The sequence below is a fragment of the Acidovorax sp. GW823-FHT02H02 genome (assembly GCF_058797075.1).
This window is the reverse complement of record NZ_JBXAJH010000009.1, coordinates 45,668-60,412: the sequence shown is the minus strand read 5'-3', so window position 1 is coordinate 60,412 and position 14,745 is coordinate 45,668. Positions and strand designations below refer to the sequence as shown.

General features: G+C 64.8%; 11 protein-coding genes and 1 tRNA gene. 11 read left to right on the top strand and 1 reads right to left on the bottom strand.

Annotated features, from left to right (window positions below; translation table 11 throughout):
- Positions 1-88 precede the first annotated feature (88 nt).
- The 5 genes from AC1RDS_RS11310 (at position 89) to miaB (ending at position 4,868) form a co-directional block, all read left to right on the top strand.
- On the top strand, positions 89-1,903 hold the full coding sequence (locus AC1RDS_RS11310) for a M61 family metallopeptidase (RefSeq protein WP_092696936.1): 1,815 nt from the start codon (positions 89-91) through the stop codon (positions 1,901-1,903).
- 109 nt (positions 1,904-2,012) lie between these two features.
- Complete coding sequence (locus AC1RDS_RS11305) at positions 2,013-2,792, top strand: enoyl-CoA hydratase (RefSeq protein ID WP_092696937.1); 780 nt, start codon at positions 2,013-2,015, stop codon at positions 2,790-2,792.
- A gap of 24 nt (positions 2,793-2,816) precedes the next feature.
- Positions 2,817-2,893 (top strand) — tRNA-Met (locus tag AC1RDS_RS11300).
- 109 nt (positions 2,894-3,002) lie between these two features.
- Positions 3,003-3,443, top strand: coding sequence for a hypothetical protein (locus AC1RDS_RS11295; RefSeq protein ID WP_167544058.1), 441 nt, complete (start codon positions 3,003-3,005; stop codon positions 3,441-3,443).
- A gap of 90 nt (positions 3,444-3,533) precedes the next feature.
- On the top strand, positions 3,534-4,868 hold the full coding sequence (gene miaB / locus AC1RDS_RS11290) for a tRNA (N6-isopentenyl adenosine(37)-C2)-methylthiotransferase MiaB (RefSeq protein WP_092696938.1): 1,335 nt from the start codon (positions 3,534-3,536) through the stop codon (positions 4,866-4,868).
- A gap of 157 nt (positions 4,869-5,025) precedes the next feature.
- Here miaB and ffh read toward each other — a convergent pair whose 3' ends face one another.
- Entirely contained in the window at positions 5,026-6,399 is a 1,374-nt protein-coding gene (gene ffh, locus AC1RDS_RS11285) for a signal recognition particle protein (protein WP_092696939.1), read from the bottom strand.
- Between the two features lie 99 nt (positions 6,400-6,498).
- On the opposite strand from ffh, the gene AC1RDS_RS11280 reads away from it, so the two are divergent.
- The 6 genes from AC1RDS_RS11280 to AC1RDS_RS11255 all read left to right on the top strand — a co-directional run bounded on the left by AC1RDS_RS11280 (position 6,499) and on the right by AC1RDS_RS11255 (position 14,645).
- Positions 6,499-7,296: a cytochrome C assembly family protein gene (locus AC1RDS_RS11280; RefSeq protein WP_422205730.1), complete on the top strand. Its 798-nt coding sequence runs from the start codon at positions 6,499-6,501 to the stop codon at positions 7,294-7,296.
- Complete coding sequence (locus tag AC1RDS_RS11275) at positions 7,293-7,520, top strand: PP0621 family protein (RefSeq protein WP_492227005.1); 228 nt, start codon at positions 7,293-7,295, stop codon at positions 7,518-7,520. The genes AC1RDS_RS11280 and AC1RDS_RS11275 overlap by 4 nt, the downstream gene beginning before the upstream one ends.
- A 4-nt stretch (positions 7,521-7,524) precedes the next feature.
- On the top strand, positions 7,525-9,228 hold the full coding sequence (locus AC1RDS_RS11270) for an ATP-binding protein (RefSeq protein WP_492227004.1): 1,704 nt from the start codon (positions 7,525-7,527) through the stop codon (positions 9,226-9,228).
- Between the two features lie 15 nt (positions 9,229-9,243).
- Complete coding sequence (locus tag AC1RDS_RS11265) at positions 9,244-10,740, top strand: sigma-54-dependent transcriptional regulator (RefSeq protein WP_492227003.1); 1,497 nt, start codon at positions 9,244-9,246, stop codon at positions 10,738-10,740.
- Positions 10,724-11,344: a 1,6-anhydro-N-acetylmuramyl-L-alanine amidase AmpD gene (gene ampD, locus AC1RDS_RS11260; protein ID WP_492227002.1), complete on the top strand. Its 621-nt coding sequence runs from the start codon at positions 10,724-10,726 to the stop codon at positions 11,342-11,344. Before AC1RDS_RS11265 ends, ampD begins: the two co-directional genes overlap by 17 nt.
- 370 nt (positions 11,345-11,714) lie before the next feature.
- On the top strand, positions 11,715-14,645 hold the full coding sequence (locus tag AC1RDS_RS11255; RefSeq protein WP_492227001.1) for a ribonucleoside-diphosphate reductase subunit alpha: 2,931 nt from the start codon (positions 11,715-11,717) through the stop codon (positions 14,643-14,645).
- Positions 14,646-14,745: the final 100 nt, after the last annotated feature.

The window sequence follows — 14,745 nt, the reverse complement described above, 5'->3', positions numbered from 1 at the left end:
GGGCCGCCCATGCGCCCCTCCAGCCCCGAAACCCCTGCGGGTGACGCGCGCATCGACGCCAGGCACCCGCCTTCCGCGACGCCCCCCCATGCCCACCTCCCGCACCCGCTCCACGCAGGCCCCCGTTCATTACCGCGTGGAAGCCACCGACCTGCATGCCCGCCTGTTCACCGTCACGCTCACCGTGGCGCATCCGCAGGCGCAGCAGGAGCTGTCGCTCCCCGTGTGGATACCGGGCAGCTACCTGGTGCGCGAATTCTCCAAGAATCTCCAGCGCCTCGATGCGCAACAGGGCCGGCGCGCCGTGCCCCTGGCCCAGCTCGACAAACACCGCTGGCAAGCCACCTGCCGCACCGACCGCCCCCTCGTCGTGACCTACGAGGTATGCGCCTACGACGCCTCGGTGCGCACGGCGTGGCTGGATGCCGCGCGCGGCTTCTTCAACGGCACCAGCCTGTGCCTGCGCGTGCACGGCCAGGAAGATGCGCTCCATGCGCTCGATATCGCCAGCAATGCGGCCACCGCCCACTGGTCCGTGGCCACGGGCCTCGCCCCGCAGGCTGTCGACAGGAAGGGCTTTGGCGTTTACGTGGCCAGCGGCTACGACGAGCTGGTGGACTGCCCGGTCGAAATGGGAACTTTCTGGAGCGGACGCTTCACCGCCGGTGGTGTGCCCCACCGCTTCGTGGTGGCCGGTGCCGCACCATCGTTCGACGGAAAACGCCTGCTGGCCGACACCCGGAAGATCTGCGAGACCGCCATCCGCTTCTGGCACGGCAAGGGCAAGCCGCCCATGAAGAGCTACCTGTTCATGCTCAACGCCGTGCAGGACGGCTACGGCGGTCTGGAACACCGCAACTCCACGGCCCTGATCTGCGGCCGGCGCGACCTGCCCCGCACGGGCGAGGCCCGTGCCAGCGAGGGCTACACCACCCTGCTCGGGCTCATCAGCCACGAATATTTCCACACCTGGAACGTCAAACGCCTGCGCCCGGCAGAGTTTGCGCGCTACGACTACAGCCAGGAGAACTACACCCAGCTGCTGTGGTTCTTCGAGGGTTTCACCAGCTATTACGACGACATGCTGCTGCGCCGGGCGGGCCTGATCGACGATGCCACCTACCTCAAGCTGCTGGCCAAGGCCACCAACCAGGTCCTGCAGACGCCCGGCCGCAGCGTGCAGACGGTGGCGCAGGCCAGCTTCGATGCCTGGGTCAAGTACTACCGCCAGGACGAAAACACCCCCAACGCCACCGTGAGCTACTACACCAAGGGCTCGCTGGTCGCCCTGTGCCTGGACCTCACGCTGCGCCGCGAAGGCAAGGCCACGCTGGACGATGTGATGCGCGCCCTGTGGCAGCGCTGCGCCGGCGGCCCCATGACCGAGGCCGACCTGCGCACCGAGCTGGCCACGCTGGCTGGGCGGTCTTTGGACCAGGAACTCGACCAGTGGGTGCACGGCACGGCCGAACTGCCGCTCGCCGACCTGCTGGCTGTCCACGGCGTGGCGCTGAAGCCCGAACAGCCCCAGCTGGCGCAACGCCTGGGCCTGCGCGTCACGGAAAACCACAGCGTGCAGGTCAAGACGGTGCTGCGTGGCGGGCCGGCCGAAAAGGCAGGGCTGGCTGCGGGCGACGAATGGCTGGGCCTGGAGGTGCAGGGCCAGGGCTGGCGCATCGCCCGGCTGGAGGATGTGGCGTTCTATGCCGGTGCGGCGACACAGGTCACCGCCGTGGTGGCGCGCGATGGCCGCCTGCTGCAACTGCCATTGGCACTGCCGACCCCTGCCTCTGCCAAGGCTGGTCCAGCCGGCCTGCGTGGCAGAAAAGCACTTGCCACAACGCCAGACACGATCAGCCTCACCGCAACCGACAACGCCGCACTGGGACGCTGGCTGGGCTGAGGCTGGCGGAGGTCCAGGGCAACGCCTTTGCCGAGTACCTGTTGACGGTTTCGTGCTTCGGTATAGTCCTCCAGAATTGCCCGAACAACCCATCAACTCAGGAGATTTCATGGCCTACGAAACCATTGAAGTTCGCACCGAAGCGGACAAAGTCGGCGTCATCACGCTCAACCGCCCCAAGCAGCTCAATGCCCTGAACGACCAGCTCATGAACGAGCTGGGCGCAGCGCTCAAGGCCTTTGATGCCGATGAAAAGATCGGCTGCACCATCCTCACGGGCAGTGAAAAGGCCTTTGCCGCCGGCGCCGACATTGGCGCCATGGCCAAATACAGCTTTGCCGACGCCTACAAGGGCGACTACATCACCCGCAACTGGGAAGAAATCCGCGCCATCCGCAAACCCGTGATTGCAGCGGTGAGCGGCTTTGCCCTGGGCGGCGGCTGCGAGCTGGCCATGATGTGCGACTTCATCATCGCCGCCGACAACGCCAGGTTTGGCCAGCCCGAAATCAAGCTGGGCGTCATTCCCGGCGCGGGCGGCACGCAGCGCCTGCCACGCGCGGTGGGCAAGTCCAAAGCCATGGACATGGCCCTCACCGGGCGCATGATGGACGCCGTGGAGGCAGAACGCGCCGGCCTCGTGAGCCGCGTGGTGGCCCTGGACAAGCTGATGGAAGAAGCCCTGGGCGCGGCCCTGGTCATTGCCAACTTCTCGCAGATTGCGGTGATGGCCGCCAAGGAGTCGGTGAACCGGGCCTTCGAAGGCTCGCTGTCGGACGGCGTGATGTTCGAGCGCCGCCTGTTCCATGCCTTGTTTGCCACCCAGGACCAGAAGGAAGGCATGGATGCGTTCGTGAACAAACGCACGGCAAACTTCACCCACCAGTAAATTTGTTCTATAATATTGCTCTTCGGTGATATAGCTCAGTTGGTTAGAGCGCAGCATTCATAATGCTGATGTCGGTGGTTCAAATCCACCTATCACCACCAATTCAAAAGCCCGCAAACAGTCACCTGTTGCGGGCTTTTTCCATGGCGTGCGGTCTTTGCGGCCGCCTAGAATCAGCTCCTTCTTCCATTCAGCCTCTGGATACACACCATGAACCGCTGCCGCTTCGATCCGCCGTCCACCTCAGTCAGATCACCCCGCAATGGCCGCGCCCTCGCGGGTGCCCTGGGCACTGCGTTGCTGCTGGCCATGGCCCCTGCCACGGCCCAGGTGCCTGCGGGCGTGGGCATGGTGCGCAACTTTCCTGAAGCTGCGCTGCGCGGCCATCTCACGATCAATGGAACATCCGACGCCACCCTGAACGGGCGCGCCATCCGCATGGCGCCGGGCATGCGGCTGCTGAGCCCCCAGAACACGCTGGTCATGGCCCACACGGTGGTGGGGCAGAGCTTCCAGGTGAATTACACCATCGAGCCCAGCACGGGCATGCTGCTTTCCGCCTGGATCCTCACCAAGGCGGAGGCCAGCCAGCCACGCAAGGGCAGCGACACCGTCGAACGCAACTTCCGCGCCGATTCGGACCCGAAATAGCCACCGTGCCCACCGGCCGCCCGGTGGTGCGCAGTCCACGCCCTGGCGCCCCTGCGTGCCGTGGCGTGCATTCCCTTTTGTGAAATTGCCATGTCCAAAAAAGTCTTTATCAAAACCTTCGGCTGCCAGATGAACGAGTACGACTCGGACAAGATGGCCGACGTGCTGGGCGCCGCCCAGGGCTACGAGCCTACCCAGAACGTGGACGAGGCCGACCTGATCCTGTTCAACACCTGCTCGGTGCGCGAAAAGGCGCAGGAAAAGGTGTTCAGCGACCTGGGGCGCATCAAGCACCTCAAGGAGAAAGGCGTGCTCATCGGCGTGGGCGGCTGCGTGGCCAGCCAGGAAGGCGCCGAAATCATCAAGCGCGCCCCCTATGTGGACGTGGTGTTCGGCCCGCAGACCCTGCACCGCCTGCCCGACATGCTGAACCAGCGCGAGCGCCTGAACCGGCCCCAGGTGGACATCAGCTTTCCCGAAATCGAGAAGTTCGACCACCTGCCGCCCGCGCGCGTCGAGGGCGCCAGCGCCTTTGTGTCGATCATGGAAGGCTGCAGCAAATACTGCAGCTACTGCGTGGTGCCCTACACCCGGGGCGAGGAAGTCAGCCGCCCGTTGGACGATGTGCTGGTGGAAGTGGCGGGCCTGGCCGACCAGGGCGTGAAAGAGATCACCCTGCTGGGCCAGAACGTCAACGCTTACCTGGGCAAGATGGGTGATACGGCAGAGATTGCCGACTTTGCCCTGCTGCTCGAATACGTAGCCGACATTCCGGGCATCGAACGCATCCGCTACACCACCAGCCACCCCAACGAGTTCACGCCCCGGCTGATCGAGGCCTACGCCAAGCTGCCCAAGCTGGCCAGCCACCTGCACCTGCCCGTGCAGCACGGCAGCGACCGCATCCTGATGGCCATGAAGCGCGGCTACACGGCCATGGAATACAAGAGCACCGTGCGCAAGCTGCGCGCCATCCGCCCCGACCTGGCCATGAGCAGCGACTTCATCGTGGGCTTCCCCGGCGAGACGGAAGACGACTTCGCCAAGATGATGAAGCTGATCGACGACATCCACTTCGACAACAGCTTCAGCTTCATCTTCAGCCCGCGTCCCGGCACACCCGCCGCCGGCCTGCACGACGACACGCCGCACGACGTGAAGCTGCGCCGCCTGCAGCACCTGCAGGGCGTCATCAACGCCAACATCAAGTCCATCAGCGAAAGCCGCGTGGGCACGGTGCAGCGCATCCTGGTGGAAGGGGCCTCCAAGCGCGACGCCACCGAGCTGATGGGCCGCACCGAGTGCAACCGTGTGGTCAACTTCGTGGGCCAACCCCGCCTGGTGGGCCAGATGGTGGATGTGACCATCACCGAGGCCAAGGCCTACACGCTGCGTGGCGATGTGCTGACGCACGAGACTGCTTAAAAAGCGAACACCTTGCGATCGTTCATCAGCTCTTGATATGAGAGAGCATGAACCCTGCGTACAGGCACAAAAAAACCGGCGCCGCGCCGGTTTTTGATTTTTTTGATAGCTGCAAGCGCTTATTGCACAAGCGCCAGAGGCCAAAAATATCCGAACCTCAGAATGGCATCTTGGGCATGCCGCCCATGCCCTTCATGCCGCCCATCTTCTTCATCATCTTCATCAGGCCGCCGCCCTTCATCTTCTTCATCATGTCCTGCATCTGCTCGAACTCCTTGAGCAGGCGGTTGACCTCTTGCACCTGCACGCCGGCGCCGTTGGCAATGCGTTTCTTGCGCGTGGCCTTGATGAGCTCGGGCTTGCGGCGCTCCAGCGGGGTCATGCTCTGGATGATGCCTTCCTTGCGCTTGATGTCTTTTTCGGCCTTGTCCATGTCCACCGCGCCGGCCTTGGCCGTGAGTTGCGACGGCAGCTTGTCCATCAGGCTGGAGAGGCCGCCCATCTGCTTCATCTGCTGGATCTGCGAGAGAAAGTCGTTCAGGTCGAACCCGTCGCCACTCTTGACCTTGGCGGCCAGCTTTTGCGCCGCTTCGATGTCCACGCCCGCAGTGACCTGCTCGACCAGCGCCACGATGTCGCCCATGCCCAGGATGCGGCCGGCATGGCGCTCGGCGTCAAACACTTCCAGTCCGTCGATTTTTTCGCTGACCCCGGCAAACTTGATCGGCGCGCCCGTGATCTGGCGCACCGACAGGGCGGCGCCGCCGCGGGAATCGCCGTCGAGCTTGGTCAGGACGATGCCAGTGAGCGGCAGCGCCTCCTTGAAGGCCTTTGCCGTATTGATGGCATCCTGGCCCTGCATGGCATCGACCACGAACAGGGTCTCGACCGGATTCAGGGTGGCATGCAGGTCCTTGATTTCCTGCATCAGGGCCTCGTCGATGGCCAGGCGGCCGGCCGTATCGACCAGCAGCACATCGAAGTAGTGCTTCTTCGCGTAGTCCAGCGCGGCCACGGCGATGTCGTGGGGCTTCTGCTCGGGCGTGCTGGGGAACCACTCGGCACCGGCCTGCTTGGTCACGGTCTTGAGCTGCTCGATGGCGGCCGGGCGGTACACGTCGCCCGACACGGTTAGCACCTTTTTCTTGCGCTTTTCAATGAGGTGCTTGGCCAGCTTGGCGGTGGTGGTGGTCTTGCCCGCGCCCTGCAGACCTGCCATCAGGATCACGGCCGGCGGCTGGGCCGCCAGGTTGATGTCGGCCACGCCCTCACCCATGGTGGCGGCCAGCTCGCGGTTGACGATGCTGACCAGCGTCTGCCCCGGCTTGAGCGAGCCCAGCACCTCCTGGCCCAGGGCCTTTTCCTTGACGCGGGCGATGAAATCGCGCACCACGGGCAGGGCCACATCGGCCTCCAGCAAGGCCATGCGCACTTCACGCAGCATGTCCGTGACGTTGGATTCGGTGATGCGGGCCTGGCCGCGCATCTCCTTGACGAGGCGCGTGAGTTTGTCGGTAAGGGCGGAGGCCATAGGAGAAGTTCCGGTGTTGCCCGCGCGCCAGCCTGGCTGTCGTTGTGTATGCGGGCCCGCCAGGGCGCTGGCGGTGGGGCGAAAGGCTAAACTGTGCCCATGATTTTACCCAGTGCTTCCCCTGTCAGCTGGCTATTGGCCCTGGCGGCCGCTGCCGCGTATGCCGTACCGGCGGCTGCGTCCTCGCGCCTGAGCGCCACCGCCGCGCGCAATGCGCTGCTGCTGGCGTGGGTGCTGCACGCCGCCGTGCTGGTGTGGGGCCTGTGGGGCGACGCCCCCCGCTTCGGCTTTGCACCCGCGCTGTCGATGACCGCATGGCTCGTGCTCACCGTGTATGCCGTCGAACGCCAGCTTTTTCCACAATTGCGGGCGCGCTGGATGCTGGCGGTGCTGGGCGCGGTGGCAGTCCTGCTGACCTTGCTGTTTCCTGGCCAGCCTCTGCATGTGACCGCTTCCGCCTGGCTGCCGCTGCACCTCGCACTGGGCATTGCCTGCTATGGGCTTTTTGCCGCAGCGGTAGTGCACGCCTGGCTGATGACGCGTGCCGAACGCCAGATTCGCCAGGCCGAAGACCCACAGAACGGCATCCCGCTGCTCACGCTGGAGCGGCTGACCTTCCGCTTCGTGACTGCCGGCTTTGTCCTCTTGTCGGCCACCCTGCTGGCCGGCTGGCTGTTTGGGGAAGTGCTTTACGGGCACGCCGGGCGTTGGGACCACAAGGCGGTTTTCTCGCTCCTGTCCTGGATCACCTTTGCCGCCCTGCTGCTGGGCCGCTCGCGCTTTGGCTGGCGTGGACGCAATGCCGTGCGCATGCTTTATGCGGGTGCCGGGCTGTTGCTGCTGGCGTATGTGGGTTCGCGCTTCGTGATGGAGGTGGTATTGGGTCGAAGCACATGAAATACCTCGTCTTGCTGATTGTTCTGGCGGTGGCCGTGGGCATCTGGCGCAGCCGCCGGCCCACCATCTCCGGCGCCGCCAGGGCAGAGCCCCGGGCTCCCCTTCTGCCGCAGGACATGGTGGCCTGCGAGCACTGCGGCGTACATGTGCCGCGCGCCGAGGCGCTGATGCTGGGCAATCACGCCTACTGCAGCGCCGAGCACAGACGCCAGCACAGCGCCTGACACCATGCCCCATCTCCTGCCAGGCCTTGCCCCTTCAGCGGCTGATGCGCCTTTTGTGCGCCTGTGGCGTGGGTTCCTGACAGGCCGCGTGATGGTGGCGATGGCACTGCTTTTTTTGCAGGGCCTGGGCCAGTTCATGAACCTGGCGGTGGAGCCGGCAGTGCTGGCGGTGTGCCTGGCCTACCTGGCCGCGACCCTGGCCGAGCGCACGCTGGCGGGCCGCGCCCCACCACCGCCCACGGCGGGAGCCCGATGGCTCCCGTTCATCGGAGTGGACCTGGCGGCAGTGTGCGCCCTGCAGTTGCTGCAGGCCGGCACCATGAATTACACCCCCCTGTTCGGCCTGCCCATCCTGATGGCGGCGGTGCTGGGCACGCTGACCCTGGCCCTCGGCACGACGGCGGGCGTCACCTTGCTGCTGCTGGCCTGGGCCTGGTGGCAGGGCCTGCACAGCGGCGGGGATGACGCAGCCCGCTACCTCCAGAGCGCCCTCACAGGCACCGGCTTTTTCATCATCTCCTACCTGGTGCACCAGTTGTCCGTGCGACTGGCGCGCGAACAGCAGCTGGCACTGCAAAGCCAGAGGGCAGCACAAGTGCAGTCGCAGGTGAACGCGCTGGTGATCGAGCACCTCACCGACGGGGTCCTGGTGCTGGACAACCAGGATATGGTGCGCATTGCCAACCCTGCTGCATTGCTGTTGCTGGGTGGCCCCGGTGCCCTGAAACCTCCTTTTGCCCTGAACAATAGCCCCGCCTGGGAGCCGCTGGTGTCGCTGGCGCAGCGCACATTCCGCCGGGGTCAGCCCGTCACGGCCGACGCGGACCTGCTGCACCCCGGGCAGAGCCCGACCGGACTGCATGTGCGCACCTGGCTCACCACCTCGCGCGGTGAATCACTGCCAGAGCCCGAAGAGCGCCTGTGCGTGATGTTCCTGCACGATCTGCGCGAGCTGGAAGCGCGCTTGCGCACGGAAAAGCTGGCCGCCATGGGCCGCATGTCTGCCGCCGTGGCACACGAAATACGCAACCCGCTGGCGGCCATCGTTCAGGCCAATGCCTTGCTGGAGGAGGACCTCAGCGACGCGGGCCACCAGCGGCTGGCCCAGATGGTGCGGCAGAATGCAGAGCGCCTGGCGCGCATCGCCGAAGAGGTGCTGGACATCGCCCGCGTGCAGCACCAGATCAGCCATGCGCCCGCCTCCACACTGATGCTGGACGACGCCGTGGCCCAAATCTGTACCGACTGGCAACGCCAGGACCCGGCGCAGCGCAGCGCCACCATTTCACTGAGGGCCCATGGGGCCCAGATCGAGTTTGATACGGAGCACCTGCGGCGTGTACTGTTCAACCTGCTGGACAATGCCCTGCGCTACAAGGGCCAGCACGACGATTCGCTGGTCGTCACCACGCGCGTCAGCCCCTCGGGGGCCGTCAGCCTGCAGGTATGGAGCGATGGTGCGCCCATGGACAAATCGGTGGAGCGCCACCTGTTCGAGCCCTTCTTTTCCTCTGAAAGCCGATCAAGCGGGCTGGGCCTGTATATCTGCCGGGAGCTGTGCCAGCGCCACAGCGCATCCATTCGCTACCAGCGCCTGGCGCGCACCACAAAGCGCGGCGAGACCGGTGGCAATGCCTTCACCGTGGGTTTCCGCCGCAACACGCGCCCTGCAGAGAATGCAACCCTGTTTGACACCATCGTGGTCTGAAACGCCCCTGAATCCATGAACGCCCCAGCTGCCTCCATCCTCGTCGTCGATGACGAGCCCGATCTGCGCACCCTGTACGAACTCACGCTGCTGCGCGAAGGCTACCGGGTGGAAACCGCCTCCAGCATGCAGGAGGCGCGCCAGCAACTCAAAGACCTGCGGTTTGACGCCGTCATCACCGACATGCGCCTGCCCGACGGCTTTGGCATGGAGCTGCTGCGGGACCTGCGCGACCAGCAGCGCCGGGAGCGCTGCGTGGTCATGACGGCTTACGGATCCGCGGAAAATGCGGTGGAAGCCCTGCGTTCGGGCGCGTTCGATTACCTGACGAAGCCGGTAGACCTGAAACAGTTCCGCTCGGTGGTGGCTTCGGCCGTGCAGGGAACGGGGGGCGTCCCCGCGCCACGTTCCAGCCGCAATGCCGGACGCACGGGCAGCACGGCCGAACCCTTCGGCACCGGGGGTGCGATGGACCGCATCGTGGGCGAATCGCCGGCCATTCGCAACGTCAAGCAGCGCATCGCCAAGGTTGCCCGCAGCATGGCCCCGGTGCTGATCCACGGCGAGTCGGGCACGGGCAAGGAACTCGTGGCCCAGGCGCTGCACGCCAGCAGCCAGCGCGCTGAAGGCCCTCTCATCGCCGTCAATTGCGGCGCCATCCCCGAAAACCTGCTCGAAGCCGAATTTTTCGGTGCCCGCAAAGGCTCTTACACCGGCGCCAGCCAGGATCGCGACGGCTACTTTCAGGCCGCACGCGGGGGCACGCTGTTTCTGGACGAAATCGGCGACCTGCCGCTGGCCATGCAATCCAAGTTGCTGCGCGCCATCCAGGAGCGCAGCGTGCGGCCGCTGGGCTCCACCCAGGAGGAAACCGTGGACGTGCGCATCGTGAGCGCCACCCACCGGGACCTGGCTGCCGATGTGCTGTCGGGCCGGTTCCGCCAGGACCTGTATTACCGCCTGAACGTGATCGAGATCGTCATTCCGCCGCTGCGCGAGCGTCGGGAGGACCTGCCTGCCTTGTGCGCCGCCTTGCTGGCCCGCATTGCGCACGAATCGGGAATCAAGCCACCAGCGCTCACCGAGCATGCGCTGAGCACCATTGCCAGCTACCCCCTGTCCGGCAACGTGCGCGAGCTGGAGAACCTGCTGCACCGGGCGGTGGCACTGAGTGACGAGGAAGAACTGCATGTGGAGTGCGCCCCCTCCACGGCCGATGCCTTTGGCAACCGCCCCCCGCGCCCCGCCCCGCCAACGCCCGTCGCTCCCATACCGCCTGGCACGCCGGCAACGGGCGGGCCGGCCCCCTGTGCCACGCTGCCCAGTGATCTTCAGGCCTGGCTGGACCAGCAGGAACGCGAGATCCTGGTGCGCGCGCTGCGTGAGGCCAACTTCAACCGGACCGCCACGGCGGCGCGCCTGGGCATCAGCCTGCGCCAGATTCGCTACCGCATCGCCCGCTTGAACATCGCCGCGCCGAACGACAACGACGTGCATGACGACCTTGCCTGACGGGCCACCCGCCCCGGACTTGTGGAACGCAGGCTGGCATCGGGACGCCCTGCGGCAGCCGTCGCCCAATTTTGGCCCGCGCCCCGGCGGCGGCGCCGTGGACCTGATCGTGGTCCACTCCATCAGCCTTCCGCCGGGACACTATGGCAACGGGGCAGTGCAACGGCTGTTTGCCAACACACTGGACTGGGACGCCCACCCCTACTTCCAAAGCATCCGGGGGCTGCAGGTGTCTTCGCACTTTTTCATAGCGCGCGACGGCACCCTCTGGCAATTTGTGGACTGCGACCAGCGCGCCTGGCATGCCGGCCAATCCAGTTACCGTGGACGCGCCCAATGCAACGACGACTCCATCGGCATCGAGCTGGAGGGACTGGAAGGACAGACCTTTGAACCGGCGCAATACGAGGTGCTGGCCCGTCTGTGCGCCGACATCCAGGAGCGCTACCCCATTGCCCATGTGGCGGGACACGAACACATCGCGCCAGGACGCAAACAGGATCCAGGACCCGGATTTGACTGGTCACGGCTGCAGAACCTGCTTGGGTGGCCTCTCGCCCGGTTTCCGATCGGCACCCGCAACGCACCGCCCCCCGGCCCATGATGCGGCTGTCGCGAGCAAGCATCACTCCTTGCAACGCGTTCACGACAAATTGAAAAAAATATCGGACGCAATGCCCATGCGGGCTGCTACCGAAAAACCGCCTGTACGGCCCGACATTGCTTGATCCGGGTCATGAGATGCCGGCGATACGCGGCTCTCCGTGCTTGCCAACACCCTGCCGAACAACCGCGCCACGGATGGTTTCAGGCGAGAAGGGTTTTCCCGGTTGTACACTACCGGTAGTGTCTTGAACACTATCGACACACCATAGCTAGTGTGCAAAAGATTGAACGCCGCGCCCCATCCGGGCACCGCGGCAGCGTTTCCAGCCCGTCAGCCCATCCCAGACAGCCCACAGAAGAGGAACCCCATGCAAGCTGCTTTGAACACCCCCGTCGCCGCCCTCGCAGCCACCCCGCAAGCGCAGCCAGCACACAGCGGCGCATCCGCCAACGTGCTGACGCATTACCAGATCATCCGGCGCAACGGCGCGGTCGTCCCGTTCGAGCCGCAAAAGATCGCCGTCGCCATGATGAAAGCCTTTCTGGCGGTGCATGGCACGCAGGGCGCCGCATCGGCCAGCGTGCGCGAAGTGGTGGATACGCTGACCCAGAATGTGACCCGCGCGCTGATGCGCTCGCGTCCTGGCGGCGGAACCTTCCACATCGAAGACGTGCAGGACCAGGTGGAACTGGGCCTCATGCGCAGTGGCCACCATGAAATTGCACGGGCCTATGTGCTCTATCGTGAACGCCGCACCCAGGAGCGTGCCCGGCAAAGCGAAGAGCAGACGCCAACGGCACCCCAGTTGCATGTGCTGGACAACGGCGAACGCGTCGTTCTGGACCTGGCCCGCCTTCAGTCCCTGATCGAATCCGCCTGCGTCGGCCTCGGCGCAGATGTGTCGGCCCAGCCCATCGTGGCGGAAACCATGCGCAACCTGTATGACGGCGTGCCTATGGAAGAGGTCTACAAGGCATCCATCCTTGCCGCCCGCACGCTCATCGAAAAAGACCCGGACTACACCTACGCCACGGCGCGCCTGTTGCTGCACACCATCGTGCGGGAAGTCCTGGGCAAAGAAGTGGCCCAGAGCGAAATGGCGCAGAGCTACGTGGACTATTTCCCCCAGTTCATCAAGAAGGGGGTGGAAAACGACCTGCTCGATGAACGCCTGCTGCAGTACGACCTGCAGCGTCTGGGCGCCGCGCTCAAGGCCGAGCGCGACCTGAAGTTCGATTACCTCGGCCTGCAGACCCTGTATGACCGCTATTTCCTGCATGTCAAAAAATCCCGCATCGAACTGCCCCAGGCCTTCTTCATGCGCGTGGCCATGGGCCTGGCGCTGAACGAGATCGATCGCGAAGCCCGCGCCATCGAGTTCTACGAAATCCTCTCCAGCTTCGACTTCATGTCCAGCACGCCCACGCTGTTCAACAGCGGCACGCTGCGCTCGCAGCTGTCATCGTGCTACCTGACCACGGTGCCCGACGACCTCGATGGCATCTACGAGTCGATCAAGGAAAACGCGCTGCTGTCCAAGTTTGCCGGCGGCCTGGGCAATGACTGGACCCGCGTGCGCGCCCTGGGCAGCCACATCAAGGGCACCAACGGCGAATCGCAGGGCGTGGTGCCCTTCCTCAAGGTGGTCAACGACACCGCCGTGGCGGTGAACCAGGGCGGCAAGCGCAAGGGCGCCGTCTGCACCTACCTGGAAACCTGGCACTTGGACATCGAGGAGTTCCTGGAGCTGCGCAAGAACACCGGCGACGACCGCCGCCGCACGCACGACATGAACACGGCCAACTGGATTCCCGACCTGTTCATGCGCCGCGTGATGGAAAAGGGCACCTGGACGCTGTTCTCGCCCTCCAACGTGCCCGACCTGCACGACCTGTTTGGTGCCGCGTTTGAAAAAGCCTACGTGGCCTATGAAGAAAAGGCTGCACGCGGCGAGATCAAACCCGCCAAGACGGTACAGGCCACCGATCTGTGGCGCAAGATCCTGACCATGCTGTTCGAGACCGGCCACCCCTGGATCACGTTCAAGGATGCCTGCAACGTGCGCTCGCCCCAGCAGCACGCTGGCGTGGTGCACTCGTCCAACCTGTGCACCGAGATCACGCTCAACACCAGCGACACCGAAACCGCCGTGTGCAACCTGGGCTCGGTGAACCTGCTGCAACACCTGAAGAACGGCCAGATCGACCACGACAAGCTCAAGAAGACCATCACGGTCGCCATGCGCATGCTCGACAACGTCATCGACATCAACTACTACGCGGTCAAGAAGGCCCGCGACTCCAACCTGCGCCACCGTCCGGTCGGCCTGGGTGTGATGGCCTTCCAGGACAGCCTGTACGAACTGCGCATCCCCTACGCCTCGCAGGAAGCCGTGGAATTCGCCGACCAGTCGATGGAAGCCATCTGCTACTACGCCTACTGGGCGTCCACCGAGCTGGCCAGGGAGCGCGGCAAGTATTCGAGCTACAAGGGCTCGCTGTGGGATCGCGGCATCCTGCCGTTCGACACGCTGGACATGCTGTCGCAGGCCCGTGGCGGCTATGTGGAAGTGGACCGCTCGTCCACGCTGGACTGGGATGCCCTGCGCAAGAAGATTGCACAGGACGGCATGCGCAACTCCAACTGCGTCGCCATCGCCCCCACGGCCACGATCTCCAACATCATCGGCGTGGACGCGTCGATCGAGCCCTCCTTCGGCAACCTGTCGGTCAAGTCCAACCTGTCGGGCGAGTTCACGGTCATCAACGGCGGCCTGGTGCGCGACTTGAAGCGCCTGGGTCTGTGGGACGACGTGATGATCATGGACCTCAAGCACTTCAAGGGCTCGCTGCACCCCATCGACCGCGTGCCGCAGGACATCAAGGCGCTGTACTCCACCGCGTTCGAAGTCGAGCCCCAGTGGCTGGTGGAAGCCGCATCACGCCGCCAGAAATGGATCGATCAGGCGCAGAGCCTGAACATCTACATGGCGGGCGCATCGGGCAAGAAGCTCGACGACACCTACAAGCTGGCATGGGTGCGCGGCCTCAAGACCACGTACTACCTGCGCACGCAAAGCGCAACGCACGTCGAGATGAGCACCGTGAACACACGCCAGCTCAACGCAGTTTCGTCGGGCAGCGACAGCGGCGCATCGGCAGCTTCGGCCGCCACGCAAGCCAAGCCAAGCCCGCTGGAAGCCGCAGCCGCTGCGGCCTCTCAGCAAGCCGCAGCAGTGCCTGCCACGGACGTGAAGTTCTGCGCCATCGACGATCCCGGTTGCGAAGCCTGCCAGTAAAGACTTCGCCTGCAATGCCTCGGACCCATCCGAGGCATTGCTCATGTGCTGTGAAGCAACAAAACCTTGCTGCGCAACGCTTCAGTGCTTTTCTTTTCGC

Excerpts from the sequence above, each read along its gene's own strand:
- ffh (WP_092696939.1), bottom strand. The coding sequence starts at position 6,399 with ATGGCCTCCGCCCTTACCGACAAACTCACGCGCCTCGTCAAGGAGATG.
- miaB (WP_092696938.1), top strand. The coding sequence starts at position 3,534 with ATGTCCAAAAAAGTCTTTATCAAAACCTTCGGCTGCCAGATGAACGAG.
- AC1RDS_RS11255 (WP_492227001.1), top strand. The coding sequence starts at position 11,715 with ATGCAAGCTGCTTTGAACACCCCCGTCGCCGCCCTCGCAGCCACCCCG.
- AC1RDS_RS11275 (WP_492227005.1), top strand. The coding sequence starts at position 7,293 with ATGAAATACCTCGTCTTGCTGATTGTTCTGGCGGTGGCCGTGGGCATC.
- AC1RDS_RS11270 (WP_492227004.1), top strand. The coding sequence starts at position 7,525 with ATGCCCCATCTCCTGCCAGGCCTTGCCCCTTCAGCGGCTGATGCGCCT.
- AC1RDS_RS11305 (WP_092696937.1), top strand. The coding sequence starts at position 2,013 with ATGGCCTACGAAACCATTGAAGTTCGCACCGAAGCGGACAAAGTCGGC.
- AC1RDS_RS11310 (WP_092696936.1), top strand. The coding sequence starts at position 89 with ATGCCCACCTCCCGCACCCGCTCCACGCAGGCCCCCGTTCATTACCGC.
- AC1RDS_RS11295 (WP_167544058.1), top strand. The coding sequence starts at position 3,003 with ATGAACCGCTGCCGCTTCGATCCGCCGTCCACCTCAGTCAGATCACCC.
- AC1RDS_RS11265 (WP_492227003.1), top strand. The coding sequence starts at position 9,244 with ATGAACGCCCCAGCTGCCTCCATCCTCGTCGTCGATGACGAGCCCGAT.
- AC1RDS_RS11280 (WP_422205730.1), top strand. The coding sequence starts at position 6,499 with ATGATTTTACCCAGTGCTTCCCCTGTCAGCTGGCTATTGGCCCTGGCG.
- ampD (WP_492227002.1), top strand. The coding sequence starts at position 10,724 with ATGACGACCTTGCCTGACGGGCCACCCGCCCCGGACTTGTGGAACGCA.